At 35.5% G+C, this 24,914-nt stretch carries 27 protein-coding genes; 14 read left to right on the forward strand and 13 right to left on the reverse strand.

Annotation, left to right across the window (positions count from 1 at the left end):
• Positions 1-122: 122 nt before the first annotated feature.
• A complete protein-coding gene (locus ACMAYX_RS00005) occupies positions 123-1,136 on the reverse strand; it encodes a glycosyltransferase family 9 protein (RefSeq protein ID WP_412462495.1) in 1,014 nt (337 codons plus the stop codon).
• A 73-nt stretch (positions 1,137-1,209) separates the two neighbouring features.
• Positions 1,210-2,247, reverse strand: coding sequence for a porin (locus ACMAYX_RS00010; RefSeq protein WP_158246790.1), 1,038 nt, complete (start codon positions 2,245-2,247; stop codon positions 1,210-1,212).
• A 121-nt stretch (positions 2,248-2,368) separates the two neighbouring features.
• On the opposite strand from ACMAYX_RS00010, the gene rimM reads away from it, so the two are divergent.
• The 6 genes from rimM to ACMAYX_RS00040 all read left to right on the forward strand — a co-directional run bounded on the left by rimM (position 2,369) and on the right by ACMAYX_RS00040 (position 6,161).
• Positions 2,369-2,902: a ribosome maturation factor RimM gene (gene rimM, locus ACMAYX_RS00015; RefSeq protein WP_103216953.1), complete on the forward strand. Its 534-nt coding sequence runs from the start codon at positions 2,369-2,371 to the stop codon at positions 2,900-2,902.
• Positions 2,903-3,625 (forward strand): tRNA (guanosine(37)-N1)-methyltransferase TrmD, encoded by a 723-nt coding sequence (gene trmD / locus ACMAYX_RS00020; protein ID WP_103216954.1) that lies wholly within the window; start codon positions 2,903-2,905, stop codon positions 3,623-3,625.
• 13 nt (positions 3,626-3,638) lie between these two features.
• Positions 3,639-4,220 carry an RNA methyltransferase gene (locus tag ACMAYX_RS00025; RefSeq protein WP_103216955.1) on the forward strand — a complete coding sequence of 194 codons (582 nt, stop codon included), beginning with the start codon at positions 3,639-3,641 and terminating at the stop codon, positions 4,218-4,220.
• Between the two features lie 67 nt (positions 4,221-4,287).
• Positions 4,288-4,650, forward strand: a complete 363-nt coding sequence (rplS, locus tag ACMAYX_RS00030; protein WP_103216956.1) for a 50S ribosomal protein L19 — start codon at positions 4,288-4,290, stop codon at positions 4,648-4,650.
• A 65-nt stretch (positions 4,651-4,715) separates the two neighbouring features.
• The gene (locus tag ACMAYX_RS00035) at positions 4,716-5,378 is read left to right on the forward strand and encodes a ribonuclease HII (RefSeq protein WP_392992259.1); all 663 of its coding nucleotides are present in this window, start codon (positions 4,716-4,718) and stop codon (positions 5,376-5,378) included.
• Positions 5,379-5,690: 312 nt separating this feature from the next.
• Positions 5,691-6,161 (forward strand): hypothetical protein, encoded by a 471-nt coding sequence (locus ACMAYX_RS00040; protein WP_103216958.1) that lies wholly within the window; start codon positions 5,691-5,693, stop codon positions 6,159-6,161.
• On the opposite strand, the gene ACMAYX_RS00045 is transcribed toward ACMAYX_RS00040, so the two are convergent.
• Complete coding sequence (locus ACMAYX_RS00045) at positions 6,152-6,535, reverse strand: STAS domain-containing protein (protein WP_103216959.1); 384 nt, start codon at positions 6,533-6,535, stop codon at positions 6,152-6,154. The two genes, ACMAYX_RS00040 and ACMAYX_RS00045, sit on opposite strands and share 10 nt — an antisense overlap.
• Positions 6,536-6,666: 131 nt before the next feature.
• On the opposite strand from ACMAYX_RS00045, the gene rsmI reads away from it, so the two are divergent.
• The 8 genes from rsmI to ACMAYX_RS00085 all read left to right on the forward strand — a co-directional run bounded on the left by rsmI (position 6,667) and on the right by ACMAYX_RS00085 (position 14,788).
• Complete coding sequence (gene rsmI / locus ACMAYX_RS00050; RefSeq protein ID WP_412469433.1) at positions 6,667-7,485, forward strand: 16S rRNA (cytidine(1402)-2'-O)-methyltransferase; 819 nt, start codon at positions 6,667-6,669, stop codon at positions 7,483-7,485.
• A gap of 73 nt (positions 7,486-7,558) precedes the next feature.
• Positions 7,559-8,326 carry an MBL fold metallo-hydrolase gene (locus ACMAYX_RS00055; protein ID WP_412462497.1) on the forward strand — a complete coding sequence of 256 codons (768 nt, stop codon included), beginning with the start codon at positions 7,559-7,561 and terminating at the stop codon, positions 8,324-8,326.
• A gap of 46 nt (positions 8,327-8,372) precedes the next feature.
• Entirely contained in the window at positions 8,373-9,644 is a 1,272-nt protein-coding gene (locus ACMAYX_RS00060; RefSeq protein WP_412469434.1) for a hypothetical protein, read from the forward strand.
• The gene (locus ACMAYX_RS00065; RefSeq protein WP_412470040.1) at positions 9,580-11,991 is read left to right on the forward strand and encodes an LPS-assembly protein LptD; all 2,412 of its coding nucleotides are present in this window, start codon (positions 9,580-9,582) and stop codon (positions 11,989-11,991) included. Before ACMAYX_RS00060 ends, ACMAYX_RS00065 begins: the two co-directional genes overlap by 65 nt.
• Positions 11,988-12,620: an aminodeoxychorismate/anthranilate synthase component II gene (locus tag ACMAYX_RS00070; protein WP_412469435.1), complete on the forward strand. Its 633-nt coding sequence runs from the start codon at positions 11,988-11,990 to the stop codon at positions 12,618-12,620. The genes ACMAYX_RS00065 and ACMAYX_RS00070 overlap by 4 nt, the downstream gene beginning before the upstream one ends.
• A gap of 10 nt (positions 12,621-12,630) precedes the next feature.
• Positions 12,631-13,296, forward strand: a complete 666-nt coding sequence (locus ACMAYX_RS00075) for a hypothetical protein (RefSeq protein WP_103216965.1) — start codon at positions 12,631-12,633, stop codon at positions 13,294-13,296.
• Positions 13,297-13,320: 24 nt separating this feature from the next.
• A complete protein-coding gene (gene surE / locus ACMAYX_RS00080) occupies positions 13,321-14,079 on the forward strand; it encodes a 5'/3'-nucleotidase SurE (RefSeq protein WP_103216966.1) in 759 nt (252 codons plus the stop codon).
• Positions 14,080-14,134: 55 nt separating this feature from the next.
• A complete protein-coding gene (locus tag ACMAYX_RS00085) occupies positions 14,135-14,788 on the forward strand; it encodes a M23 family metallopeptidase (RefSeq protein WP_103216967.1) in 654 nt (217 codons plus the stop codon).
• Here ACMAYX_RS00085 and ACMAYX_RS00090 read toward each other — a convergent pair.
• From ACMAYX_RS00090 to ACMAYX_RS00135, 10 genes are all read right to left on the reverse strand, one after another.
• Positions 14,765-15,358 (reverse strand): exonuclease domain-containing protein, encoded by a 594-nt coding sequence (locus tag ACMAYX_RS00090; RefSeq protein ID WP_103216968.1) that lies wholly within the window; start codon positions 15,356-15,358, stop codon positions 14,765-14,767. The genes ACMAYX_RS00085 and ACMAYX_RS00090 overlap by 24 nt on opposite strands.
• Positions 15,359-15,381: 23 nt before the next feature.
• Entirely contained in the window at positions 15,382-15,624 is a 243-nt protein-coding gene (locus tag ACMAYX_RS00095) for a hypothetical protein (RefSeq protein ID WP_103216969.1), read from the reverse strand.
• Positions 15,615-16,832, reverse strand: a complete 1,218-nt coding sequence (locus ACMAYX_RS00100) for a hypothetical protein (protein ID WP_103216970.1) — start codon at positions 16,830-16,832, stop codon at positions 15,615-15,617. Before ACMAYX_RS00100 ends, ACMAYX_RS00095 begins: the two co-directional genes overlap by 10 nt.
• Positions 16,813-17,190: a hypothetical protein gene (locus ACMAYX_RS00105; RefSeq protein ID WP_103216971.1), complete on the reverse strand. Its 378-nt coding sequence runs from the start codon at positions 17,188-17,190 to the stop codon at positions 16,813-16,815. Before ACMAYX_RS00105 ends, ACMAYX_RS00100 begins: the two co-directional genes overlap by 20 nt.
• A 195-nt stretch (positions 17,191-17,385) precedes the next feature.
• Positions 17,386-18,012 carry a 3-oxoacid CoA-transferase subunit B gene (locus ACMAYX_RS00110; RefSeq protein WP_103216972.1) on the reverse strand — a complete coding sequence of 209 codons (627 nt, stop codon included), beginning with the start codon at positions 18,010-18,012 and terminating at the stop codon, positions 17,386-17,388.
• Positions 18,013-18,014: 2 nt separating this feature from the next.
• The gene (locus ACMAYX_RS00115; protein ID WP_103216973.1) at positions 18,015-18,710 is read right to left on the reverse strand and encodes a CoA transferase subunit A; all 696 of its coding nucleotides are present in this window, start codon (positions 18,708-18,710) and stop codon (positions 18,015-18,017) included.
• Positions 18,700-19,908: an aminotransferase class III-fold pyridoxal phosphate-dependent enzyme gene (locus ACMAYX_RS00120; protein WP_412471356.1), complete on the reverse strand. Its 1,209-nt coding sequence runs from the start codon at positions 19,906-19,908 to the stop codon at positions 18,700-18,702. Before ACMAYX_RS00120 ends, ACMAYX_RS00115 begins: the two co-directional genes overlap by 11 nt.
• Positions 19,909-19,934: 26 nt before the next feature.
• Positions 19,935-21,017: a C45 family autoproteolytic acyltransferase/hydolase gene (locus tag ACMAYX_RS00125; RefSeq protein WP_158246793.1), complete on the reverse strand. Its 1,083-nt coding sequence runs from the start codon at positions 21,015-21,017 to the stop codon at positions 19,935-19,937.
• On the reverse strand, positions 21,017-23,875 hold the full coding sequence (locus ACMAYX_RS00130) for an aminotransferase class III-fold pyridoxal phosphate-dependent enzyme (RefSeq protein WP_392992243.1): 2,859 nt from the start codon (positions 23,873-23,875) through the stop codon (positions 21,017-21,019). The genes ACMAYX_RS00125 and ACMAYX_RS00130 overlap by 1 nt, the downstream gene beginning before the upstream one ends.
• A 25-nt stretch (positions 23,876-23,900) precedes the next feature.
• Positions 23,901-24,890: a D-alanine--D-alanine ligase gene (locus ACMAYX_RS00135; protein WP_103216977.1), complete on the reverse strand. Its 990-nt coding sequence runs from the start codon at positions 24,888-24,890 to the stop codon at positions 23,901-23,903.
• Positions 24,891-24,914: the final 24 nt, after the last annotated feature.

Below are 24,914 nucleotides of genomic sequence, written 5' to 3' on the forward strand. Positions count from 1 at the left end.
CGCTTGCGCCGAAGGTAGTGCCAGGGTCACTTGGTGTGAGACTAGGAAGATGCACCTTCTATATAAAAAGCCAGATCAATGATCTGGCTTTTTTTGTTTGTGGGTAAAAAAAATAAGTCACACTACTTCAAGATTGAATTTACCTTTTCAAGTACTTCCTCAACAGTAATAAGATTCATCATATCGTCTTCTTTTATACGAAAGCGCCAAGGGACATCGTTCTCTGTTTTATGAAAGTAGTGTTCTAAGGCCCTAGGGTAGGCATTAATACAGTTTTCTATTTGACCGAATGGTCCAGTGTATTCTGGAGGTACGGCCGTATATAAACCTATTACCGGTGTATTTAGCGCTGCTGCCATATGGGCAGGTCCAGAGTCTGGAGCAATCACCATTCTAGCTTTTAAAAAGACATTCTTAAGTCCATTAAGAGATGTTTTTCCACATAGATTTATGATATCTGCCTGTGATTCTTGTTCAATAGAATCACATATATCTTTATCGCTTGGAATTCCAGTTAGTACAATTGGTATATTGTGTAGCTCTTTTATTTTGTTTGAAAGCTCGATGTAGCGCTTTGTAGACCAAGTTCTTTGAAGTGAAGAAGCTTTTGGATGTATAACGATAAAGTCTTTTGGAGGAAGTTGTGAAACTTCTTCAGTCGTAAAAGGTAAGTTGAATTCGATTTCGTTTGAATTGATTCCTAAGTAATCAGCGAAGCCTAAAAAAGCGTCTACAGAATGCTCCTTCTTGAAAGGGATTGATTCATTGATGAATATTTTTTGTAGATCACGTCCTCTTTTTGAGTCAAAGCCAATTTTTCTCTTAGCTTTTATAAATGGGTAGATAAAATTAATTCTAAGGTTTGCCTGTGTACATAGAAGTACATCAAAGTTGTAAGGGGCAAATACACTTTTTAATTTAAAGTAGTCTTTTAACTTCTTTGGCTTATCAATTCTTATAAGTTCAATATCCTCAATTCCTTCGATTAAAGGGGCAAAGGTATTGCTCGTTATAAAATATATCTTAGCTTTTGGAAGGGCCTTGCGAATGCGATTAAGCATTGGAAGTGTCCAAATAATGTCCCCAAGGGCAGATGTTCGCATAATAGCGATTGATTTAATTTGATCTAATTTCATGTGGTTATTATAGTGATTTTTTGTGAAAAAGAAAGGCCCACTTTGCGTGGGCCTTAAAGTATTTAGCTAATAATTAAAATTTTAATTGAACACCAGCTGCTGCCATTGATGCATCATTTTGTGTTGCACCAGTATCAACTTCATATGTTAGGTAAGTGATATTGAAGTCAATATTCTTATTAAGCATATATCTGTAGTGAGCTGCAATTTGAGTGTAGTCATTATTAAGATCTTTCTCATCACGATTTTGGTAAGTAACAGAGAAAACATTCTTATTTAGCATATAAGTGATACCAGCAAGAATACGATTAATTTCGCTATCAGCTACTGTCGTGTCGTTGTTTTCGATACTGTAACCAAGGTTGATTTTGAAGCTTCCTAGTCCAAGATTTACACCTGCTAGAGTGTAGTTGCTATCTTCAGTTGAAGCACTTGCCCATTGGTCATAACCAGCGTAAACGTCTAGATCTACCTTATCCATTTTTCTTTGGTATCTTACTAGACCTGAGTAGTGTGTATCGCCGTAGTTAGCTGTTGGGTCGTTATCATTTCCATTTCCACGATCTGTTGAAAGAGCGATTGTAAGACCACCCATACTTGGTGTTTCGTAAGAGAACATGTCTGTTCTTGCACGGTATCTAAAACCAAGACCACCTGATGCTGCTCCATCAATTCTAGCACTAGTATCAGAACCGGCCATTGAAGCTACTGTTGAGCTTAGTGGATCTGATTTTAGCATTACATAATCAAGTGGAGTATATGTTTGACCCATCTTGAATGTACCAAAAGAAGTCTTTGCTCCAACTGCAGCTTGACGCATTCTGATTCTGTAATCATTACCAGAGTTTGATTTACTTGAGTTAAGGCCCATTTCAAGTACGTAAGTACCTTCAATTCCTTCTGTTCCCCATTTTCCTGTAGCTCCTAGTCTAGACTCAGAAGAATCAACGTCTACAAAGCCAGAAAAAGAAGTTCTGTTTGAGTTTTCGTTGTCAGTGTAAAGTGCAACTCTGTTTAATTTTCCGTAAATTGTTGGCGCATCAATTGTTGCTGTCGCCGCGATTGCTGGAATTGCAACTAGCGTAGCTGCAACTGTCATTAGTTTTTTCATAATTCTCTCCATGAATAAATAATCTAATATAAATATTAAAACGAGAGGTTACAAAATTGGCAAGTTAAATACCTGAAAAATATAATGATGATTTAATGAAGAGAGCATGGTATAAGGCAGCATGAAGAAAAATTTAGAAAATATGGTTTTACTTGGTACGGCAACTAGGCCTCATGGAATTAAAGGTGCTTTTGTTTTTAATCTTGAAAATAAAGTGAATAGTGTCCTTGAAAATGGCTCAACTTTTATAGCTATGCCTTTAAGCGGAAGTAAAATAAGTAAAGATGGCGAAGAGAAGGAGATTAAAACAATTTCTTTTGGTAATAAAGTCATCGCATATTTAAGTGGTGTTGATAATCGTAATATTACAGAAGATATGCTTCCTTTTGAAATCTACGTAAGTCGAGATATTTTTCCTGATATTGAAGATGAGGACGAGTTTTACATGTCTGATATTGTCGGTCTTGATGTTTATGACTTAGAAAAAGAAGCGGTAGTGGGTAAAGTTGATAAGTACTTTGATAATGGAGCTCACATTGTTCTAGTGACAAAAGTAGGTGGCAAATTTGTGGATATCCCATTTGTTGATCATTTTGTTAAATTAGTTAATTTAGAAGAGAATCGTGTGGAATGTTATATTCCACATCTAATGTAAATGAAGAAAGTTTGGGTCCTTACATTATTTCCACAATTTTTCACTGCCTTTAAAGATAGTGGAGTCATTGGTAAGTTCTTAGGTAGTGAAGTTGAGTTTAACCCTCTCTACCTTGGAGACTTTTCACCAAAGAGTTTTAAAGGTGTTGATGGAGCTCCGTATGGGGGAGGGCCTGGAATGGTTATTCGCGCAGATGTTTTAGAGCGTGGAATTAATCATATCCTAGAGACAGAATCTCTTGATAAGTCTCAGTTAGAGATTATTTATACTTCTCCTCGTGGTGATGTTTTTAATAACGAGGAAGCCAAGTTGTTAGCCAAAGACTTTCAACAAAATAATAAGCAGTATGTTTTTATTTGTGGGCGATATGAAGGGATTGATGAGCGCTTCATTTCTCAGTATGTAACTAAAATAATTTCTCTTGGAGATTATGTGTTATCTGGTGGAGAGTTGGCCGTCATGACTATTGTTGATGCTATGATGAGGTTTTTGCCTAAAGCTCTTGGAAATGAAGATAGCGCAATTCTTGATTCTTTTGAAGATGGACTTATTGAAGGTCCTGTTTATACAAGGCCTTCTGAGTTTAATGGCATAAAAGTTCCCGACGTTTTACTCGAGGGAAATCATAAGTTGATTGATGAGTTCAATCACAGTAAAAAACTAGAATATACAAAGAAGTATAGGCCAGATTTGTATAAAGCCTATATGAGAAATAAAGATTAAGGATATACCAAAGATGAAAGATAATATTTATCTAGGCTTAGTACACCACCCAATTAAAAATAAAAGAGATGATATTGTTACGACTTCAGTAACGAATCTTGATATACACGACATCGCAAGAAGTTGTCGTACTTTTGGGATTAAGAACTACTTTATTGTAACGCCACTAGAGGCCCAACATAAGTTAGTTAATAGAATCCTAGGACACTGGGAAGAAGATGATGCAGGAGCTTATAATCCTGATCGCCAAGATGCACTTGCCATTGCACGCCTAGTAAACTCTGTGGAAGAGGGAATCAATAAAATCAAAGAGATAGAAGGTGTTGATCCTTTGGTCTGTGTTACTGGAGCAAATTTTGAATCAAATAACGGTGTAGAAACTGACCTGATCAATAATGCGCGCCTTGACAAAAAGCCTATCTTCCTGTTATTTGGTACAGGATGGGGTCTTCATGCACAAGTACTCGAACGGGCACATTTTGCGCTTGAGCCAATTTTTGGTGGAAGTGCTGATGGGTATAATCACTTGTCTGTTCGCTCGGCAGTTGCCATCTATTTAGATCGACTGAATAGTGCCTCTGAGACCATGAAATAGAACTTACTTAAGAACAACACGGTGTTGGTCCTCTGAGAAGTTCAAGACGTTAAAGTAGGAGTTCGTAATGAATTTAGTAGACGTTGTAAATGAAAATTACAAGAACACAAACGTAGAATCATTCCCAACATTTAAAACTGGGGATACAGTTGCTGTTCACGCAAGAATCACTGAAGGTCAAAAATCTCGTATTCAGATTTTCCAAGGTGTAGTTATTGCAATGAAAGAAGCTGGAAAACTTACTGGTCACTTCAGAGTTAGAAAAGTTTCTTCTGGAATTGGTGTTGAAAGGGTATTCCCATTCCATTCACCAAACGTAGAAAAGATTGAGATCGTTCAAAGAGGTAAATCTAGAAGATCGAAACTTTACTACCTAAGAGATCGTTCAGGTAAATCTGCTCGTATCGCAATTGACTACGATAGAAAATAATCAAAACTATTTAAGTCATAGAAGGGCCCCTAGAAATAGGGGCTTTTTTTATTTTAGGGTCAAAAATGTTTGAATCACAGTTTGTCGATAACCATAAATTTATCTTAGCAACAGATGAAGTAGGTAGAGGACCTCTTGCAGGCCCTGTTGTAACCTGTGCTGTAAAGGTATCAATTGATAACTTGAAGTCTCTCGTCGAAAGGCTAGATTCAGTTGGTGTGACAGATTCTAAAAAATTAACACTTAAAAAAATGGAGAGTATTCTCAAAGAATTGGGGGTAGAGAAGTTTTCAAAATTCAATGAACATGAACTATTTCAATACAGTGTTGAGAAAGTTGCGCCAAAAAAAATTGATGAACTCAATATCTTTCAGGCGAGTTTATTTGGAATGAAAAAAAGCTGTCATAATCTTCTTTGTGATTCAAGTTCAGTCGTTCTTGTTGATGGAAAGTTTCCATTTTCTTCAAAAAAAATTAACGATATTCATCCGATTATTAAGGGTGACTCAAAATCATCACTCATTGGACTTGCTTCAATCATTGCAAAAGTGTGTCGTGACCACCTTATGATAAGAGAGGCGAAAAAATATCCTCATTACGGATTTGAAAAAAATGCTGGTTATCCAACGGCCGTCCATCGCAAGGCCATAGAAGATTATGGTATCACCCCGATTCATCGAAAATCATTCAAAGGGGTAAAAGAATTTGTCACTCAGGAAAATAGCTAAAGGAAGTTCATTAGAACTTAGAAAGTCTCGACTTGTTCACTCTGAATCTGTTCCTCTTTTGGTTTGTTCGACAATGCTTCGTAGGCATGGTTGTGGGCAAGTCGATATAGCAGGTATTTATAAGCTAAATGGAGAGTTTCTCATTAAGCTGTTTGAAGTTAAATCGAGCGGTTTTATGTCAGAGTCTCAAAGGTTGAGGTTATTAAATAGTGCTCATTTTATCTCTTCTTATTTTGAAATATCGTGCATAGTGTCGCTAGTTTGAACAACATTTACCTTGCATCGAACGAGGCCTTCTTTTACAATTTTCATATGGTTAAAAAATTATTCTTAATTACTCTTTTTATTTCAACAACTTTTACTAGCTTCCAAGCAAAAGCAGATATGGATCCTCGTGTGAAAATCGTCGCTTTAAATGCAGGATATGGAACCGTTGGAGGAGCTCTGCTCGGTACTGCTGCCATGGCATTTGGTTCTTCGGGACGCTCAGTTGCAATTGGTGCATCTCTTGGTCTTTACGCTGGATTAATTTTTGGTGGGTATATTGTAGGAAGCCATGAGTACAGAAAGAATGATCGTATGCAGCCTAGCCAAGAAAATTATTATTATCCAGATACGAATGATAGTCCTTATCAAGATTCTCGCTACCAGGGTGGTGGTTATAATTACCAGGGATCAATTAATCAGGATGGCTTCTCTTTAGAAGGCCCGGCCGAAATTGGTTTTAAACAAGAGCGCCCAGGCCAAGATTTTTATGTGAATCTTTTAAATTATCAGTTCTGAAAAGTACGTTTTCTCTGACCGTAGAATTGTGAAAGCTCTGTATCGTCAGTTTCGAATTCGTTAATTAGAATATCCATTGCATCAAAGTTATAGATTTTGAAAACTTTTAAAAACTCTGGCGCAACATTTGAAAGTCTAACTTGATCACGTCTTTTATTTAATGCTTTGATTGTATCAACGAATACACCAATTCCTGAAGAGCCAACAAAGTTAAGGGCCGTCAGGTCAAGAGTGATTAATGAAGTAGGGTGAGTGTTAGTGATTGTAGCTAACTCTTGCTTAAGAGGAATGATATTTTCATAATCCATTCCACCTTCGATATGAACAGTGATATTTCCTGTTGAATCTGTACGTACTCTTGCTTGCATTGTCATTTAAACTCCTTCTTCTACAAAATAACAGCATCTAATAACTATTGTAACGCATTGCGTATTAAGATTTTAGATGGAAGTTATTTCTTATGTAAGTTATAAATAAGGGGAATCATTAAATATTAGGACTAACTTTGAAACTGACTCTAGTAACAACACCAATAGGAAACCTTGGAGATATAACTGAGAATATGCGTCAGGCATTTGTGAGTTGTGATCTCGTTTTGGCCGAGGATACTCGTGTTTTTCGCTCACTCTTATCAAAATTAGAAATAGAGCGTTCAGATTTAAAAGTTGTCTCATTTAATGATCATTCACAGGATCGTCTTAAGTACTTTCTTGATTTAATCAGATCGGCACAACACCCAATTCTTGTCTCTGATGCTGGAAGTCCTATCATTTCTGATCCAGGGCATATTCTAGTGAAAGAGCTCATTAATGAAGGCGGTGAGGTTACATCAGTAGCAGGGCCTAGTGCAGTTACTGTTGCACTTGAGTTAAGTGGAATGGCACCAAATCCATTCTGTTTTTATGGATTTCTTCCACGAAAAAAAGGTGAGATTTCGGCAAAATTCCAACAAGCATATCAGACAAATGTAACATCTTTATTCTTCGAATCACCACATCGTATTCATGGGACACTAGAGCAATTGTCACAAGAATTTCCAGAAGCGCAGGTAAGCGTTTGTCGCGAATTAACGAAGAAGTTTGAAGAGTGTGTACGCTTTAAAGCACAAGAATTTAAAACTGATTTGGTTAATGCAAAAGGTGAGTTTGTTTTGGTTGTATCATGGCCTAAGCTAGAATCTGGAGCAACAGCATCTAATGAAGAATTTGAAAAGTTGGCCCAAAATTATCTCGGTAAGCAAACGCCGAAAAACCTTGCAAAACTTCTTTCAAAGATTACAAATCGAAAAACACAAGAGATTTATCAAGAGCTTACTTCTAAATAAACCTATTTTTTCAGTATCTTATTACTAGTAAAAATTTCTAATCCAAGTTAAAATTAAATAAATTGGAGTTAGAATGATCGTTAAAGTCATTGGAGGCCACGGTGGGGTCTCACCACAGTGTCGGGCCACATCGTACTTGGTGGATGATAAATTATTAATTGATGCAGGATCTGTTGCAACAGGTATCAGTGTAAAAGAACAGATAAATATAGATAATATTCTTATCTCACACTCTCATCTTGATCATATTTCTGACTTAGCATTTTTGGCCGATAATTGTTTTGGTTTAAAAGGTGACCCATTTTATATTTGGACATCTAACGAAGTTCAAACAAGTATTCAAAAGCATCTTTTAAATGATGAAATTTGGCCGGATTTTACTAAGCTTCCAACTAAAGATGATCCAACTCTTAAGTTTTCAAATATTGAAAATGGTGAAACAAAGAAAATTGGAGAGTATACAGTTCACGCAATTAAAGTGAATCACTTTGCAGGCTCTCTTGGCTTTATTATCGAAAAAGGTGATTGTGCAATCATCTTTACACAAGACACCGGGCCTACAGATGCAATCTGGCAAAAGGCCAAAACAATCAAGAATATTAAAGCAATCTTTTCTGAGGTTAGTTTCCCTAATTCTTATGATCAGTTGGCCAAGGATAGTCGTCACCATACTGCGCAGACGATGGGGCTTGAGATCGCAAAGATGCCTAAAGATATTCCAATTTACTTAGGGCATCTAAAGCCAAATTACTTAGACCAGTTAACGAAAGAAATTGAAAAAATTAATACTCATGGACGAATTAATATTATTGGTTCTGAGAATAAGAGCTATCAATTTTAATAGATTTTTATAGTCAAAAATTTCTTTTCGTGAGATATCTCTTGCCGTGAAAAATACAGATAATTTCCAAAGTCAAAAACTTGAAGAGTCATTTCTAAAACGTCTTACACTTTTATGTGGAAAGGAGAGTTTTAGACCTAAGTTAGATCATATCAGAGATTTTCTTTCTCAAGACAGACGCGTTATTGAAGCAAGGTCTAAGGTTATTATCGTAGGTGGTACTAATGGGAAAGGTGAAACTTCCCATAGCTTAAGTTACTTATATGAACGTGCAGGGTTTACAAGTTGTCTTTGGACTTCTCCGCATGTTTTATCAATCACTGAGCGCTTTAAATTGAATGAAAAGAATATTTCGATTGAAGAGCTAACAGAATTATTAGATGAGAATGAAGAAGTCATCAAAAGTTTAAAGCTCTCTTTTTATGAAGCACTATTTGTTCTTTTCATTAAATTTGCACTTAAGCATGAAACTGACTTTGTCATTCTTGAGGTAGGCTTAGGCGGGCGCTTTGATGCAACAAATATCTTCACAAGGCCAATTGCTGCTATTACATCAATTGGATTAGATCATACAGAAATTTTAGGTAACACATTAAAAGAGATTTTATTTGAAAAATATGGAATCACTCGTTTTGGTGGAAAACTTTTTGAAAATATTGAGCAGACATTTCTAAAAGATATTCTTTCTCAGTGGTGTGAGCGCGATGATATCACTTTAACTTCTGTATCTAAACAAAGTGATTTACCATATTTTGAAAGAAATAGGCAGATGGCCGTTGCGCTATTTGAAGAATCAACTCAGCAGAGTCTTGATAAGGATTCGTTGAAGAAAATTGAGTGGCCTCTTACACCTGGACGTTGGGATAGTATGCTGGTTGGAGATAGGGAGTTTGTTTTTGTTGGAGCTCATAACCAATTAGGCCATAAAGTACTTTTAAAAAGTATTTCAGATTGTCAGGGCAAAGAGTCATTTGATGTACTGATGAGTTTCTCCACAGGTCGTGAAGATCAAATTAGTAGTACGATTAAGCTCTATAATACTTATCCTTGTATTATTAAATCAGTGAATATTTTAAGCTTTCAGCACGAGAGAGCATTAAGTAAGGAAACACTTCAACAAAACTTAAAGACTGGCACAAAAGTGTATGAAATACACGATTTTCTCGATACAATATTAAGTACTAATGAGGAAATTGACACAGAAAAACAATCAAATATCGAATCACTTAGATCTGGTTCCAACAAACTTCTTGTTGTGGGCTCTTATTACTTTATCGCTTGTATGCAAAAGTATCTTCGTACTAAGTATTCAAAATAATATCTACGCAGATACTCCAAAAGTTTTAGCTTTTGGAGAAAATGATGAAGTCCAAATTCTTTCTGATAAAGCCTATCGTAAAAGTAGTGATAACTCTTATGAAGCTCACGGCAATGTTATTATCAAGCTTGGTACAGATACAATCTATGGTGAAAAGGCCAGCATCTCTCTTGCGACGAAAATTGGTAAGATTTGGGGAAATGTTCGCTACGCCGGTGCCAAATTTAATCTTTATGGAACACAGATTTCATACTCTCTTCAAAAGGCCGAGTTTTCGGTACAAAATGCAAAACTAGTTGATGAAAACTTTGTCCTAAGAGGTAAGGAAATTGTTCGTCATGATAGTGGAGTTTTTAAAGCGATTGAGGCGGAGTTTACAACATGTAAAGATTGTCCTGAGTCTTGGAGTATTCAAGGGCAAGAAGTCACAGTTGTGCCTGATGATTATATTAGTCTAAAGCATGCATTTGTTAAGATTAATGGTGTGATCATTGTTTATATCCCATATGTTTCACTACCTATTAGAAAGGTTAGAGAGTCAGGGCTCCTTTTTCCAACGATCGGTCTTGATTTTGATGAGGGCTTCTACTTTAAGCAACCAATTTATTGGGCAATTAATGATAATAGTGATGCTACTTTTTCACCGACTGTTTTTGGTAAGCGTGGAAATGGTCTAGCTCTTGAGTATCGTAACTCTCTTGGTAAATATTCTAATATCGAATTTGATGGGAAAACTGTAAACGATAAAATTTGGCAGCCAGGTAAGCTCGATCTTGAACCAAGTGGCAAAGATGAGATTAGGGGGGCGTACAAGTTTAACTATTTTTATCATCCAAATAATAAATTATCATTTTGGGCAAACTCTACTTATTTAACAGATCTTGATATTCAAAGTGATTATGAGGAGTACTTCGAAAAAAATATCTATATGGGTAGTGAGAAAGGCTCTCGTATTTCTACTGATTATATGGGTGATTCAGTTATCGCAAACTTATACTCTAGTTTTATGAGCAATAGTATCTTCAGTGATCCCGAAGGTTTCGATACTGATTATGTACAAAATACTGTGAGACTAGGATTAGGACATAGACCTTTTAATATTTTTAATTCGAAAGGTGTTCTATCAAAAATAAACTTTTATCAAAATCTAAAGTTTGATTACTTTAAACAAGATGTTGTTAACGAAAATCTCTATTATAGAAATATTCAGCGTTTTGACTATAACCCTTCCTTAGAGTTTGTTTTAAGGCCGATCTCTCATATTAATATAAAAATGGAATCGGGTCTCGATGCTCAATACTATGTACTTCCTACAGAGAAATTTGAGAAGCAAAACGGTTATAAGTATGGGAACTATGTTAATACTTCAATGTGGGTCGATATCGAAAAAATTTATGGACGTGCTTATATTCAAGAAGAGATTATCAAGCCTGTTTTAATCGAAGATGAGGAAAGAAACTTAATTGCTAAAATTCCACGTACAGAAAAAGAAGAATTAGACGTAAGAAAGCTTTATCGTTCTTCATATAAACATAGTTTAAAATTCGGTGTGAACCATTTTTATTACAATGCTCAAAAATATCGTGGAAATAAGAGACTAGGGGATCAATTCGCTCTTCTTGAAGACAATGGGCGTTTTGATGAAAGAGATATTATTAGAGGTCGAAATAATACACTTCAAGATGTATCGACTCGTACTGATTTACCTGAATCAAATACGATTGAATTAGTGTTTAACAATAATATTTTAAAGAAAACTCCTAAGCCTAATTATCAGATGTTTAAGAATTTTAATTATCAACTTGATAATTATGAATATTCCAAAATTGCTTATTTCAATATCTCTCAAGGTTTAATCCTAGAAGATAATGAAGAGTCAACGATTGATACTGATGATAGGCTGACAAGGCTTGCAATTTTAAGTGGTCTTAACTTTAATAACTTTTCGCTTAATTTATCAGAGTATTATTTCCATACAGAAAGTAAGCATATTACTTCATTAACAATGAAGCATGATTTGAAAAGATTTCAATATGAACTAGGCTTCAACTACGACTCTTTCTCTGAAGATCGACGTTATTTTACTATTGATGTTGATTTTGAATTAAATGATATCTTTTCATTTAGAACTGGTTATTACTATGACTTCGAATTAGAAAGGGTATATGAATCTTATCTTGGAACTCGTTACAATCCACTTAATAATTGTTGGGTATTTGATATTGAATATCGTCAAAAGGATGAGTTTGTTAATAATAAATTAAATCTTGATCAATCAATCTCATTAAAGATTTTAATTAACTACAATGCTAAGAATTTTGATTCAGTCTTTGGGGTAACTTTGTGAGACTAGTCTTTATCGACTTTGAAGATAGTTTTACAAATAATATTCTCTCTTATTTTGATCAGTTTGATTTTCATATTGATATCGTAAACTTTCGAAATCTTTCTAAAAGCAATATTTCAGACCTCCTAGAAAATCAACTAGTCGTTTTAGGGCCAGGCCCTGGCCACCCAGAGGAATATTTAAAATCCTTTGTAAGTGTTGGTGTCAACTTTAAGGATGAACTTTCAAAGGCCAAGCGGATCATAGGGATATGTCTTGGTCATCAATTAGTTCTTAATATTTTTGATGAACTTCGAGTTGTGAGAAGCTCTAGGCCAATGCATGGTCAGGCCATTACGATGAAGCTTGAAGAAGATGAGGATCTGTTTGATTGTTTTAATCGAGAAGATAGGACTGAGCTAATTCATGCTAAGCTTCAGCGCTATAATTCCTTAAAAGTAGAAATCGATAGTGGAGAGTATAAGTCTGGTAATAAGGAGAGTCTGACTCAATTCATTTTCGACAATAACGATGAATTATTAATGGCATACCGCCCGAACTTCTTTTTTACGATGCAGTTTCATCCTGAATCAGTTGGTACCTCATGCAATAATATCCTCTTTGAAGCAATGAATAAGTTTTTAATGTAGAATTATTAGGATGAGATTTGTACTAGAAGGTATATACGACAAAAGAGGATTTAAATTTGCCAATGAAATGGCAAAAGGGGCCTATGGTTTTGATTTTAGACCTAGGAGTTTTAATTTTATCCAAGGTTATGTCATTGAAGAACTTTTAAAAGAATCACTTCTAAAGCTTGAAGATATTATTGAACTACATTTTGAAAATGATGCTCCATTTGTAGTGGATTCAATTATCGAACAAGTTGCAAAAATTCATCCAAATATCAGAATTAACTATGGTACTAGTGGACTTCACACTAAAGAAGAGTTGGAAAGATCTGGTAAACCTTTTTCTATTATTTTTGATATCTCTGACTCACAAGTTTACGAAAAAATTCAGTCTCACTTATGTCAAAGTGTCGTTTTCCTATATGATGATATTCATCAGATGGCGCAGCAGGGACAATTAAATAGCTTCATTGTTAATTTTTATACAAAGGTTATGTCTTCTAAGAATGAGAAGTTTGAATTAGGTATGAAACTAAACTGGGATTCAAATCTTTCAATTGGAATTATTGAGCAACTAGATCCTGACTATATTAAGTTTGAAATCTCATCTCAAGTTGAACGCTGTTATCGAAATATTGATGTTCCTAAGTTATCAGAATACTTTGGTGCTACGATAAAGGCCCTTGCTATTTAATAGCTTTTGATTAATAAGTAATCTATGAATATTTTACTCTCAAATGATGATGGATACTCTGCTGAAGGAATTCAGTGTCTTTATGAAAGTCTAAAAGATATCGCCAATGTTGCAATTGTCGCTCCTGATAAAGAGCGCTCTGCTACATCTCAGGCCTTAACTCTTCATGACCCAATTCGCGTAGAAAAAATTAATGATTACACTTTTAGTTGTAATGGCTATCCGGCCGATAGTGTATTAATTGGAATAAACTCTGTTTTAGACTTTAGGCCAGATTTGGTTATTTCTGGAATCAATCACGGGGCCAACCTTGGACAAGATATCTATTATTCTGGAACAGTTGGTGCTGCAAGACAGGCCGTATTTCAAGGAATAAGGGCCATTGCTGTTTCTACTGTTATGAGATCATCTGATGATGTTAGGCACTTTCAGACGGCCGCTGGAGTCGTTAGAGAGCTCGTTGAAAAGAAGTCTGAAGCATTGCTTGCAATGCCTGAGTGCTCACTGTTGAATATTAATGTACCAAATGTGTCGGCCAATGAGGTTGGAGAGATCGTTTGGACAACTCCTCAGATGAGAAGATACAGTGAAGAAGTCTATGAAAGGGTAGATCAAATGGGCCGTCAGTATTTTTGGATTGGTGGATCTCCTTTAGAAATCGATCCAGACACGACATCTGATCACCATGCCATAATGAACGGAAATATTTCGTTTTCTTTCCTAAACCTTTTGAATTTTTCGTCCGATGTATTCCATGAATGGGCGGCAAAAATTTCCAAATAATTTGAAATAATTGATCATTTTTGTCCTCATTTGAAAATTAAACGAATGAGGACGAATGAAGAAGTCATTGCTATTTCTTATAACATTAATGTCGCTACTTAGTTGTACGACCCTTAAAAATGGGCGCTATATTAAGTTAACGGATAATTATAATGCTAAGAAATTAGCAGAGATTTTTAGTATCCCTGAGTGGCAAATCGAAGAGTTTAATAAAGGTGCTGCCTTTAAAAAAGGTGATACGATCTTTCTACCTTATAAGAATGGTATTTTATATAATCGTGTTGAAGGACGATCTATTTCTTCTATTAACTATCAAAAGCTTCGTCAAAGCTCTCGCTTCCTTTGGCCTGTGCCATCATCTAATCGTGTAACTTCAGGTTATGGGCATCGCTGGGGCAGACCTCATGAAGGTATTGATATTGCTGCCCGTAAAGGGACATATATCGTTTCGGCCGATTCTGGTGTCGTTGTTTATAGTGGTAGGAAGTCAGGTTACGGTAATATCACAGTCGTTTCTCATATTGGTGGATTCTTCACTGTCTATGCTCATGCACATAAGAATTATACGAGAAAGGGACAAAAAGTTGCTCGTGGCCAAGTTATTGCTTCAGTAGGAAATACTGGTAAATCAACTGGTGACCACTTACACTTCGAAATTCGACATGACTCTAAGGCCTTTGACCCTCTAGAGTTTTTTCACAAGCACTAGGTCTAATAACTTGAAGTACATTAGAGCAGTGTTAACAGCATCTTCAAGTGCCGTGTGAGCAACATCACCCATATTTAAAAACTTCATAAGTTTTGAGCCTGACTCACATTCTGCTGGTATGATGTCCATATCAATGAGTCCGTAGGCAATACATGAAAGATCAAGTTGACGGTGCTCAAAGTAAGTTCTCATAAAATCCCAGCCAAGATCTCTTGTCATAAAAGGAAGATCAATCGCACTCATCGATTTTCCAAATAGTGTGATTTTTTTATTTCCAAAGTATTCTTTAACTTCTGGTGATTCAAAATATTTAATAAGCTCTTGTTTGAAGTCTTCAATTGCAACGCCTTCAGAGTGGGCCTTTTCAATAAGTTCTTTATTATGATCAATAACCCATTGGTTTAGATTTGGCTTTAACTCTTCAAAGCTTGGGCATTTTATATAAAAATGTTTTTGAAGTTCTTTATTAATTGTTTTTGTTTTTGCACAAAAGGGAACCATTGCAAATTCGATGATTAAATCTTTTTCTTCAAGTCCAGTAGCTTCAATATCGAATGATAAGTAACGCATAGTTTTTCCTTTTTTATATAAGTTTATAAATATGAAATAGTAATATTAGAATTATACTTTTGAATGATATCTTTTACTAGTAGGCCACATGCCAATTGATCTTCATTAATTAGGCAGAGTCTACATACTTCTTCACCATCACAACTAGATGCAACAGGTATGTTATGTTTTCTTAGGAATTCAAGAACAGTTAGCTCAAGTTCTGACTCGTTGACCTCTAGGGACCAACTCTTTTGTGAGGCATCTCCCTTGAGTGTTAATTGCATGTAAGTTGACCATTTCTTGGATCTTTATATGTACTTAATCCATTATTGAGCTCAAGTACCGTAAGCTTACCAAGTGCAGGCGTATAGTATTGTGCCGTACCTTGTTCGTTCTTAGTCGTTCCATATATTTCAGAGATTGTTCTTTTTGGATTTTGAAGAACTAAAGATCTTTTTGTATTCATATACTCTTGCGCCGAGGAAACACTTGGAAAGTTATTAATTAGTTCTGTTAATACTTGAGCATTATATGTGATTCCATTCATGAGTAGGATATAGCGTCTACCTTGCTTTAATTCACTCATACAAAGTGCTGTGTAATTATCATTTTCAAAATTCGACAGTAGAACATCTTTGATTGAATTATTAATCTCAGGTAGGGAACTTGTAATCCCAATAATATAATTATTCTGGTCTTTATAATGAGAAAAAGTGTTGTAGTAAGATTTCTTAGGCCTTTTTAAGATGGCCATTTTTGAGTCATGAAGTTTTGAATCAAATGAGCAACTATAATTACCTCTTCTAAACAGGTAGTTGGAGTTGTAGCTATTTATACTATTATGATCTTTAGCAAATTTTGTTAATTTACTTAGTCTTTTTACATAACTAAGTCTTGCAAATAATTCATTCTCACGTACACCTTGAGCACCTCTAAAATACAATCTTTTCAAATCTTTATTCTTAAATAATTCGGCCTGATTATCTTTAATAAATTGTTCCAAAGAGTTTGAGGCGTAGATGTATTCACTAATGTTCTTTTCGATAAGCGTTAGTCGATTTTTGATTGCGAGCGGTTTTTTATAGAAATTTGCCATTTGAGAAATGGCATTCAAAAAAGCGAAATCATTTTGTTTTTGTGGAATACTGTTAATGAAGAAATCTTTTCCTGCAACCTTTGCAATCAATAAGGTATGAGAGTTGAGCGTAGTCGCGTGCGGAGAGAAGTATAATTGAGAGAGTGTAAAATTTAATATCTGATTACGATAGCTTGAGTTTGTTGATTTCGAGCTAATTATCTTACTAATCTCGGGTTCATTTTTTTCGTTATCTAATAAAATATTATTTTTCTTTTCTACAATAGGACAAGTATGGTTAATACTTTGAGAAGTATTTAACTGCTTTTCAACTTCAGAGCATCCGATAAGAGGGATTAATCCTAGGAGTATAATTAAAGTTTTAAATTGATTTGTATTAAGCTTTGTAATTATCATCTTTATGAAACTCTTCATTTTCTTCGTAATAAATCTCAAGCTCTGAATCACTCTCTGTACTGTAACTCGAATTAAAGGAATCATTTAGCTCTTGAATTAATTTTGTAACTTCTTTTTGTTTTCCAAAAATCTCAATTATTACCCAAAGGCCTTTGTCATTAACAGCAGTATGAGCAATATGATAGGCCATCTCTTTTGCATTTAAGAACTGAGTAACTTGATCAAATGCTTTTTCTTGATATGGTGTCGATCTGGCCGGTGGGGAAGGAATAAAATATGTAAATGTTTGTTTGTATTTTTGAGACTCAAAAGCATGAGTGCTATTATTTGCCGCTTTATTCCTGTTGAAAATACTCATCTATTCCCCGTAAGTTTTTGTGATTACGTTTAATTATAAACGTGCTTCAAGGTAAATGGAAATGTTTACCCATTTATTTTTTTTCTGCATTTTTCATTATTGTGCGTTATAATTTAATTGATCGACAGGATGTCGTAGCAAGAGATAGGCATGAAGCCGAAAAAATGGAGGGCCAGTTGCAGGGCCCTCTTTTTTTTACTCAAAAATCTCGTTATCAAAATTCTTATTCAATTCTTTAATAGTTAATCCATTGGCCATATTTAAAACTTTAAATTTTCCATCTTCAATTTTAAAGCTTCCACATTCAGTTACAACGTAATTAACGACACTTTTTCCAGTGAGAGGGAGAGTGCACTCTGGTAATAGTTTAGGCTCACCAGTTTTGCTATAGTGACTCATCATAACAATGATATTTTTAGCGCCATTGACTAGGTCCATAGCTCCACCCATTCCCGTGATTTTCTTACCTGGGATCTTCCAGTTTGCAAGTGAGCCTTGTGTATCAACTTCCATTCCACCAAGGACGCAGAAATCGATATGGCCACCTCTAATCATTCCAAAGCTCATCGAACTATCAAAAAAGCTTGCACCTTTTTCAACCGTAATAGTTTCTTTGCCTGCATTAATTAAAGTAGCCGATACTTCGGCCTCTGTCGGATTGTCACCTACACCAAGAACACCGTTTTCACTATGAATGATATAGCTATGATTCTTAGGAAGTTGTGATGGGATTATTGTTGGTAGTCCAATTCCAAGATTAATCGTAGAGTTCTCTGTAAAGAGAGTTGTAACTTCTTTGGCCATCTGCTCTTTCGTCCACATAATTATGACTCCCTCGTTTTTAAAAATTCAATAGCATTTTCATAATTTGAACCTTGATAAATTCGCTGAACAAAGACTCCTGGTATATGCACATCTTCAGGTTTGATATCTCCAAGTTCAACTATTTCTTCCACCTCAACGATCGTTGTCTTTGCTGCCATTGCCATAAGAGGGGAGAAGTTTCTAGCTGTTTCTTTAAACCATAGATTTCCATATGGATCTGCTTTTTGTGCTTTGATAATTGCAAAGTCTGCGTGTAGTGCTTCTTCTAAAATACATGGACGATCAAATTCTTTGACTTCTTTACCTTCGGCCACTTCTGTCCCATATCCTGTTGGAGTATAGAAGGCACGAATTCCCATACCTGCCGCTCTAATTCTCTCACTTAGCGTTCCCTGAGGTACTAGTTCGATTTCTATTTCATTTGCGAACATGGCCGCTTCTAGGTCTGGATTACCTCCTACATATGAACAGAATCCTTTTGAGATCATTTTCTTTTTCAAAAGTTTTACAAGTCCTCGTCCAGAGTTTCCAATATTATTTGAAACAACTTTTAAATCTCTTAGTTCCATTTGAGCTAACTGATTAATTGAGTTTTCCGGGATTCCACAAAGGCCGAATCCGCCACTCATTATCGTTGAGCCACTTGTTACATCCTTGAGCGCTTCTTGGGCACTTGGGTAAATCTTACTGTACATATGAGTCCTCGATTATATTTAATAAATTATTTAAGCAAGCTTCTAGTTCTTTTGGTGCGTAATTTAAATACGGACAAAGGATTAGAGAGCGGTTTGTGATATTAATGAAAAGACCATTTGAAAGTAATTTGTTCCATAATAGAGAACTTTCTATGATTACATCACTAAGGTCAATGGCCATGAGAAGGCCAATATGCCTGATGGACTCTATCGCATGAGAGTTTTCTAATTTGATCTTAAATTGATTTAAGAGGTCATAGTTCTGGTTTCTTATTTTAATAAAATCATTCGATTCAATTAATGACATAACTTCATCAAGAACTTTTAATCCGATAGGGTGTGCAGCATTTGTAAGTCCACAGCTTAGTATATTGTCATCAAAGTAAGCTGCATTATCTTCACTAACAAAGACTGCTCCAAATGGAAAGAATCCACCAGAGATATTTTTTGCAAGACTAATAAAATCAGCTTCTAAATTTGTATAATTTTGAAAACCAAAATTAGTCATTGTTCGACCAAATCCACACACGACCTCATCTAAAATGAGTTTGATTCCATTTTCCTTGCAAATTTTCATGATTTCATCATAGTAGCTTTGTGGGGGAATGAAGACGCCATTGCCACCTGTTATAACTTCGATACAAATCGCTGCAATATCACTACTTCCAATGTCTTGAATGACTTTTTTTGTTTTCTCTAAGTCTGGATCATTAAAGAAGTTTGGAATGAAAGCGTGAAACCTTGAAGGAACACCCGCACCATCTCGGCGCCAATCTCCTGTCAGAGCAAGAGCACCCAGTGTCGCTCCATGATAGGAAGTTTCACATGATAGTATAAATTGGCGCCCTGTAATTTGCCTGGCCATCTTTATGGCATTTTCATTTGATTCGGCCCCTGAAGTTGTATAGAAGATTCTTCCGTCAAGACCTATCAGGTTAACGAGCTTTTTCGATACAGTCTCTTTTAGTTCAAATTGACATTTTGGGGTTGCCATTGGCATTGACTTGATTTGCTCAATCATTGCCTTTTCAATTTGAATATTTCTATTGCCGAATGACTGATGATAACTTCCTGAAGAAAGGTCATAAATCTTCTGATTAGAAGATGTAATATAGCCCCATTCAAAAGTATTTTGGATATCGATTTTCTTGGCCTGGTTTTGTTTTGTCCATGTGTGAAAAAAAGGTAGATGGGCCATAAACTCTCACTTTAAAATCTAATTTCTCATAAAATTAGGGGTAGATGAATTTCTACATATTCAAAATTTTTGTCATATTTTTTGCAGCCTCTCCAGGCCTTAAATATCTGTGTTTGATAATTATAAAGTGCGCCACCACATGTTTGAGAAGGATCACTTGCTCCCTCTGGAGAGTAGTGTGAGCAAATTGATAAAGGATGGCCGTCGTGAGACATAAGAAGTTTCATAATAGATGCTTCATCCTTAAGTTCACTTCTATACTTTTCGACAAGATCAAACCTTGCATGTGTCGTTTTACTAATATTGTTTCGATCTTCTACTTTTCTAACAGTGCTACCAAGACAGTGATTTGTATGGAAGATCAGACCTTGTGGGTTTGTATTTAAAATTTCTTTTTGCGTAGGTGTGATCTCATAATTGAAGGCACTTTTTCCATCGCTTATAAGATAATTATGGCCTGATGTAATGGGAGCTTCCATTAGTAATTTTCCCATATCATTGAGGCTTTTTTGTTTCGCTGCTTTTCTAATTAATGCAGGCCAGATAATTCCATTTGTTCCATCTAGGACATTAATATTGTTAACACCAATGAATTGACCATGGTTATTAACGGCCATTAATCCTAAACATCCACAAACTGTGTAGATAAGTTCTTTTGTACCATTATCCTTATCGTCAATTTCAATTAGCATGAGATAATTTTTTGCACTTTGATGCATATCCCATGTCTGAGCAGCGATGCTATTTTTATCATCGATATATGAGACCGATGTACACCCTTCGTCTTGATTCTCACTATCGAGTTGAATATCTCTAAAGTCAGTGTAGTTATTTAGGATAATAATGTCTTTGATTGAAGTTTCACTGCCTTTCGCTATCCCTTCAATCTCTTGTGCTAGGCTTGCATCAAACTTCATGGTTTCTTTAAACTGTAAGTTTGCAAACTCATCAAGTTTATCTTTCAAATGCGGTGACCTTTTAAGAAGAAGGCCAGTTCTAATCTCTATAAGTTCTTGTATTGCTTCTTTAAAAGTTTCACCGTGCTTAAGCCCATTTTCGTATGGGCCACAAGCATCGTATTTGAATATAGGTAAATTTAAGTCTGTCATTAACATGTAAAATACCACTTCTTACTTGTTTGGTTACCAAAAATACTTGGCGCTTTTAATGTAAAAGCGTAAGAAGTGTCGTTAATAATTTTAAATTCTTTTTTAGCGTCAGCAGGTGACTCTAAATATGATACAGCTTGAGAAAGAGCATAAGCGTCACCATCCCACGTTGAGATCATCATTAGAGGCCTTGACTCATAGACTTCTTCTTGCAGCATACAAATACCAATTTGTCCTGCGATGTGAATGTAGCTAGCATCCGGAATAATTCCATGGTCTTTTGAAAAGAGTTTCTTTTTATTATGAAAATAAACACTTTCGTTAAAAACAACTTTTGTTCCGTTGTCATGTGCGATTTTTATAATTTCTTTTAGTTCTTCATTAGTAAAATTGACTAAAAGATCACCAATGAAAAGAGCTAAGTAATCTTTGGTCGCAAGTTTTTCTTTTAGTTGGCCAATCGTATCTACTTTAGAGTTCGGATAGAAGTCTAAAACGCCTGAAAGAGTAGCGGACATAAAGCTTTGCTTACCAAAATAGTCATGGTTAAAAGATATTACTTTTGTTCTTTCTTTTTGATTTTTGATAAGAATCGATTTGAATATTTTTTCTACACACTCACTATGTCCACTCGCTGTAAAAAAGTGTTGTAGTTCTTTAGGTGCGATATCTTTGAAACGCTTAAGATTTGCCATAAAACTTTCATCAATGAAGTTTGAAAGACAGATCTTGTTTACAAGTGTTGGCATACTCTCGAATGAAGCAGCATTTAAGATAGGGGAAGTTGAGTACTTTAATTTCTCATTACTCCATCTCAGGTTTTGGCGATAGATGATAACATCGCGATGCTCTTCATCATCGAGATAATTCTCTTTAAGTTTCATCTCAATGATGGCCCCAAGAGAACAGTTTATAGAAAGCATTGCTCCTGCGTGAATATCACGGTTTCTTCCGTAGATATATTCGTTGCCATTGGCACTTGCAATAAGTGTTAGCGCATACTTTAGGTATTTTCCCATTCCTTGTGATTGCTCCATATTTATAATTGTTGTATCGAGCATATAAAGAGTTTTTGGACTATTGAAATACTTAACTAAGCGTAGTCCACTCTCATGAGGGAAGTGAGTAATTTTACCTGCAAATGAGATTCCTACCAGTTGTCTTGTTTCGCTTAGTAGGGCCATCGCAATTGAATCTTTACAATGAGCAATTTTTTCGAATTTCTCAATGCTTGTTTGTCTCGTTGGCTCATATGTATGACGTTGGATTTCTTCAATCTTGTGTTTGTAATAGTCGAAGTTTTCACCATCAATTTTAATTAATTCTAAGTTAAATTCTTCATTAAAGAATTTTTGGGCAAAGCTAAATGCCGCTTTGTCTTGAAGGTTCCCACTGAAGGCTTCCACTAATTTTGCATGCCATAAGTATTCATTGGGAGAATTTACTTTAGTTTTTGGAGTATATTCTAGTTTATTTGTTTCACCTTTATAAATTCGGTTAGCAATCTCGTTAATTGCGTCGAATAGATAGTCGATATCTTCGTTAGTCCAGGCCGTATTAAGTCTAAATCTTAGTGTATTATCTCCAGCTTGATAATAGAGTAGTCCTAGGTCAAAGCGGTTTGAGATAAAAGGTGCAATATCTTTTGCATCCGATAGATCAAAAGCAAATGCGACACCAAAGCATCTAGGTGATGAAAGCTGATCCCACTTACTTATAAGTTGATTAAGTTTATTTCTTGTATATTCTTCGATTGTTGCAATTTTGTAGCGAAGTTGATCGATTGCTATTGCTTGATAGTAACCTCTGATAACAGAAGAAGTTTGAAACTCATTATTCTCCCAGCATGGATCTTGTGTCAGTACAATTCCACTTTGGGCCTTCTTTGCACATGTAATATACTCAGGATTAATTTGATTTCCTTGTGAATCTTTTAGATCAAATGTTCTGTGCCAGAAGAAGTCTCGTCCAAGTCCAAACCCTGTTTGAACCTCATCATAGATAAGTGCAACTTGATAAGATTTTACGATCAAATTAAGGGCCACATGGAAGCGATTTGTTGAATAGCGATCACCACCTTCGCATTGCATTGGCTCAACTAAAATTGCAAAGTGAGTATTCTCTTTTAGAACTTCATGAAGTTGCTTTAAAGAGGCGATTTCTGATTTAAGTAAATCATCAGCTTTACTTTCAAATTCTTTTAAATTTGCTTCAAAGCTTGGTGAAAATGGATTCTCCCATAATCTAATCCACTCTGGATCTATATCTAAAATAAATTGATCATTCTTTGTTTCAGGATAATCGATGAAAGTTGTTTCATGTCCTTCGATTTGATATGGCTCTCGCTTACTTGGATTCCAAGTCGAGAAAAGTGTTGATAGGAAGCGTCCGTGAAAACTGCCTTCAAAAGCTATGATTTTGTTTGCACCAGTATGGGCCCTTTTCATATAGGCCATAATAAGGGCCGCTTCATTGGCTTCCGCTCCAGAGTTCACAAATACTGGTGTAAGTTTGTCGTTAGAAGCTTTCTCTCTTAGAAGAGTTTTAAAAGACTCGGCGATTTCGATAAAAGTTGAATCGAGATAATTTCCTGTCCATGCACTTTCATGCATTGTTGTTCCAAAAAGGGCCGTTGCATTGAAACCAAGTCCTAGTGTGGCTATCTGTGAAGCAGCATCGAGGAGAAATTCTGGAGAATTTTCATCTCTTGTTTCCATCGCAAGGTATGCTCCTTGTGAAAATTTATGATGAGGAATATATTCTTTCTTCTCTGCAGAAGTGAAGTTATCCTTGTACATTGTTGCTAGCTTTTCTTTAGCGTGTTCGTGACTGTTTTTACCAATTAAGTTGATTTCCATCTCTTTAACCCTTAAGTGTTTTATATTATCTAACTTCTTTTTGAATCTTCTCTTTTAGAAAATCACTAAATTTGAGTCCTGTGTTTTCTAGCATTTTTGGAAACATTGAAATACTTGTCATACCTGGAAAAGTATTGATTTCATTTAAGTAGATATCCCCATCGCTTAAGAAGAAGTCTATGCGTGACAGATGTCTTAGCTTTAGGCATTTGAATGCTGTCTTAGCTATAATTTGCATTTGAGAGATCTGTTCATTAGTTAACTCAGGCGCCTCAACATAAGTTTTAGCTTTTGATTGCTCACTATATTTTTGCTCATAATCATAAAATTCATCACTTGCATTTACGATTTCACCAGGTTTAGATGCGTGGAGATTTCCTTCTTGCTCAAATACTGCAATTTCTAGCTCACGCCCTTTAAGTGTTCTTTCAATGAGAATATCATCGCTATACTCGAGTGCTTTATTGATTGCATCCACCAAATCTTCTCTATTTGTTACGTGGTAGCAACCTACTGAAGAGCCCTGACTAGCAGCCTTGATGAAAACGTCATTATTTGATTTTTCAAAAAAATCCACAACTTCACTTCGTTCATAAGGTAAATCTTTGTGAATCGACATCCACTTCGTATTTGGTATACCTAGATGATCAAACCATAACTTTGTCGTTACCTTGTTAAAACAAATACTACTTCCTTCATGGCGTGGGCCAAGGTAGGGAAGCTTATGCATTTCAAGGAAGCATTGTATTTCTCCAGTTTCTCCTGGAGGTCCATGAATAACTGGAATGACATAATTGATATATGGCCTTTCTGTTGCCGTTTCTAATATCTGTCCATTTAGGCTAACTTTTTGACCGTTTAAAGTAAGATCCCCCGACTTTGTCATTTCAACGACAATAGGGTTGAACTCTGGATTGATGGCGACTTGCTCTTTTATATATTGAGCAGAGCGAAGAGACACTTCATGCTCGGTAGACCCACCACCACATATGATTAAGATATTTTTCCTTTCCATGGAAACCTTCTTTTAAAGTGAATA

It is taken from the genome of Halobacteriovorax sp. RT-2-3, from assembly GCF_047085075.1.
Classification (GTDB): Bacteria; Bdellovibrionota; Bacteriovoracia; order Bacteriovoracales; family Bacteriovoracaceae; genus Halobacteriovorax_A.

Coding starts and splice junctions, on each gene's coding strand:
- ACMAYX_RS00135 (WP_103216977.1), bottom strand. CDS start 24,890: ATGGAAAGGAAAAATATCTTAATCATATGTGGTGGTGGGTCTACCGAG.
- ACMAYX_RS00045 (WP_103216959.1), bottom strand. CDS start 6,535: ATGACAATGCAAGCAAGAGTACGTACAGATTCAACAGGAAATATCACT.
- ACMAYX_RS00085 (WP_103216967.1), top strand. CDS start 14,135: ATGAAGAAGTCATTGCTATTTCTTATAACATTAATGTCGCTACTTAGT.
- surE (WP_103216966.1), top strand. CDS start 13,321: ATGAATATTTTACTCTCAAATGATGATGGATACTCTGCTGAAGGAATT.
- ACMAYX_RS00075 (WP_103216965.1), top strand. CDS start 12,631: ATGAGATTTGTACTAGAAGGTATATACGACAAAAGAGGATTTAAATTT.
- ACMAYX_RS00120 (WP_412471356.1), bottom strand. CDS start 19,908: ATGGCCCATCTACCTTTTTTTCACACATGGACAAAACAAAACCAGGCC.
- rplS (WP_103216956.1), top strand. CDS start 4,288: ATGAATTTAGTAGACGTTGTAAATGAAAATTACAAGAACACAAACGTA.
- ACMAYX_RS00010 (WP_158246790.1), bottom strand. CDS start 2,247: ATGAAAAAACTAATGACAGTTGCAGCTACGCTAGTTGCAATTCCAGCA.
- trmD (WP_103216954.1), top strand. CDS start 2,903: ATGAAGAAAGTTTGGGTCCTTACATTATTTCCACAATTTTTCACTGCC.
- ACMAYX_RS00130 (WP_392992243.1), bottom strand. CDS start 23,875: ATGGAAATCAACTTAATTGGTAAAAACAGTCACGAACACGCTAAAGAA.
- ACMAYX_RS00125 (WP_158246793.1), bottom strand. CDS start 21,017: ATGACAGACTTAAATTTACCTATATTCAAATACGATGCTTGTGGCCCA.
- ACMAYX_RS00090 (WP_103216968.1), bottom strand. CDS start 15,358: ATGCGTTACTTATCATTCGATATTGAAGCTACTGGACTTGAAGAAAAA.
- ACMAYX_RS00005 (WP_412462495.1), bottom strand. CDS start 1,136: ATGAAATTAGATCAAATTAAATCAATCGCTATTATGCGAACATCTGCC.
- ACMAYX_RS00105 (WP_103216971.1), bottom strand. CDS start 17,190: ATGAGTATTTTCAACAGGAATAAAGCGGCAAATAATAGCACTCATGCT.
- ACMAYX_RS00100 (WP_103216970.1), bottom strand. CDS start 16,832: ATGATAATTACAAAGCTTAATACAAATCAATTTAAAACTTTAATTATA.
- ACMAYX_RS00055 (WP_412462497.1), top strand. CDS start 7,559: ATGATCGTTAAAGTCATTGGAGGCCACGGTGGGGTCTCACCACAGTGT.
- rimM (WP_103216953.1), top strand. CDS start 2,369: ATGAAGAAAAATTTAGAAAATATGGTTTTACTTGGTACGGCAACTAGG.
- ACMAYX_RS00095 (WP_103216969.1), bottom strand. CDS start 15,624: ATGCAATTAACACTCAAGGGAGATGCCTCACAAAAGAGTTGGTCCCTA.
- ACMAYX_RS00035 (WP_392992259.1), top strand. CDS start 4,716: ATGTTTGAATCACAGTTTGTCGATAACCATAAATTTATCTTAGCAACA.
- ACMAYX_RS00110 (WP_103216972.1), bottom strand. CDS start 18,012: ATGTGGACGAAAGAGCAGATGGCCAAAGAAGTTACAACTCTCTTTACA.
- ACMAYX_RS00025 (WP_103216955.1), top strand. CDS start 3,639: ATGAAAGATAATATTTATCTAGGCTTAGTACACCACCCAATTAAAAAT.
- ACMAYX_RS00040 (WP_103216958.1), top strand. CDS start 5,691: ATGGTTAAAAAATTATTCTTAATTACTCTTTTTATTTCAACAACTTTT.
- ACMAYX_RS00115 (WP_103216973.1), bottom strand. CDS start 18,710: ATGTACAGTAAGATTTACCCAAGTGCCCAAGAAGCGCTCAAGGATGTA.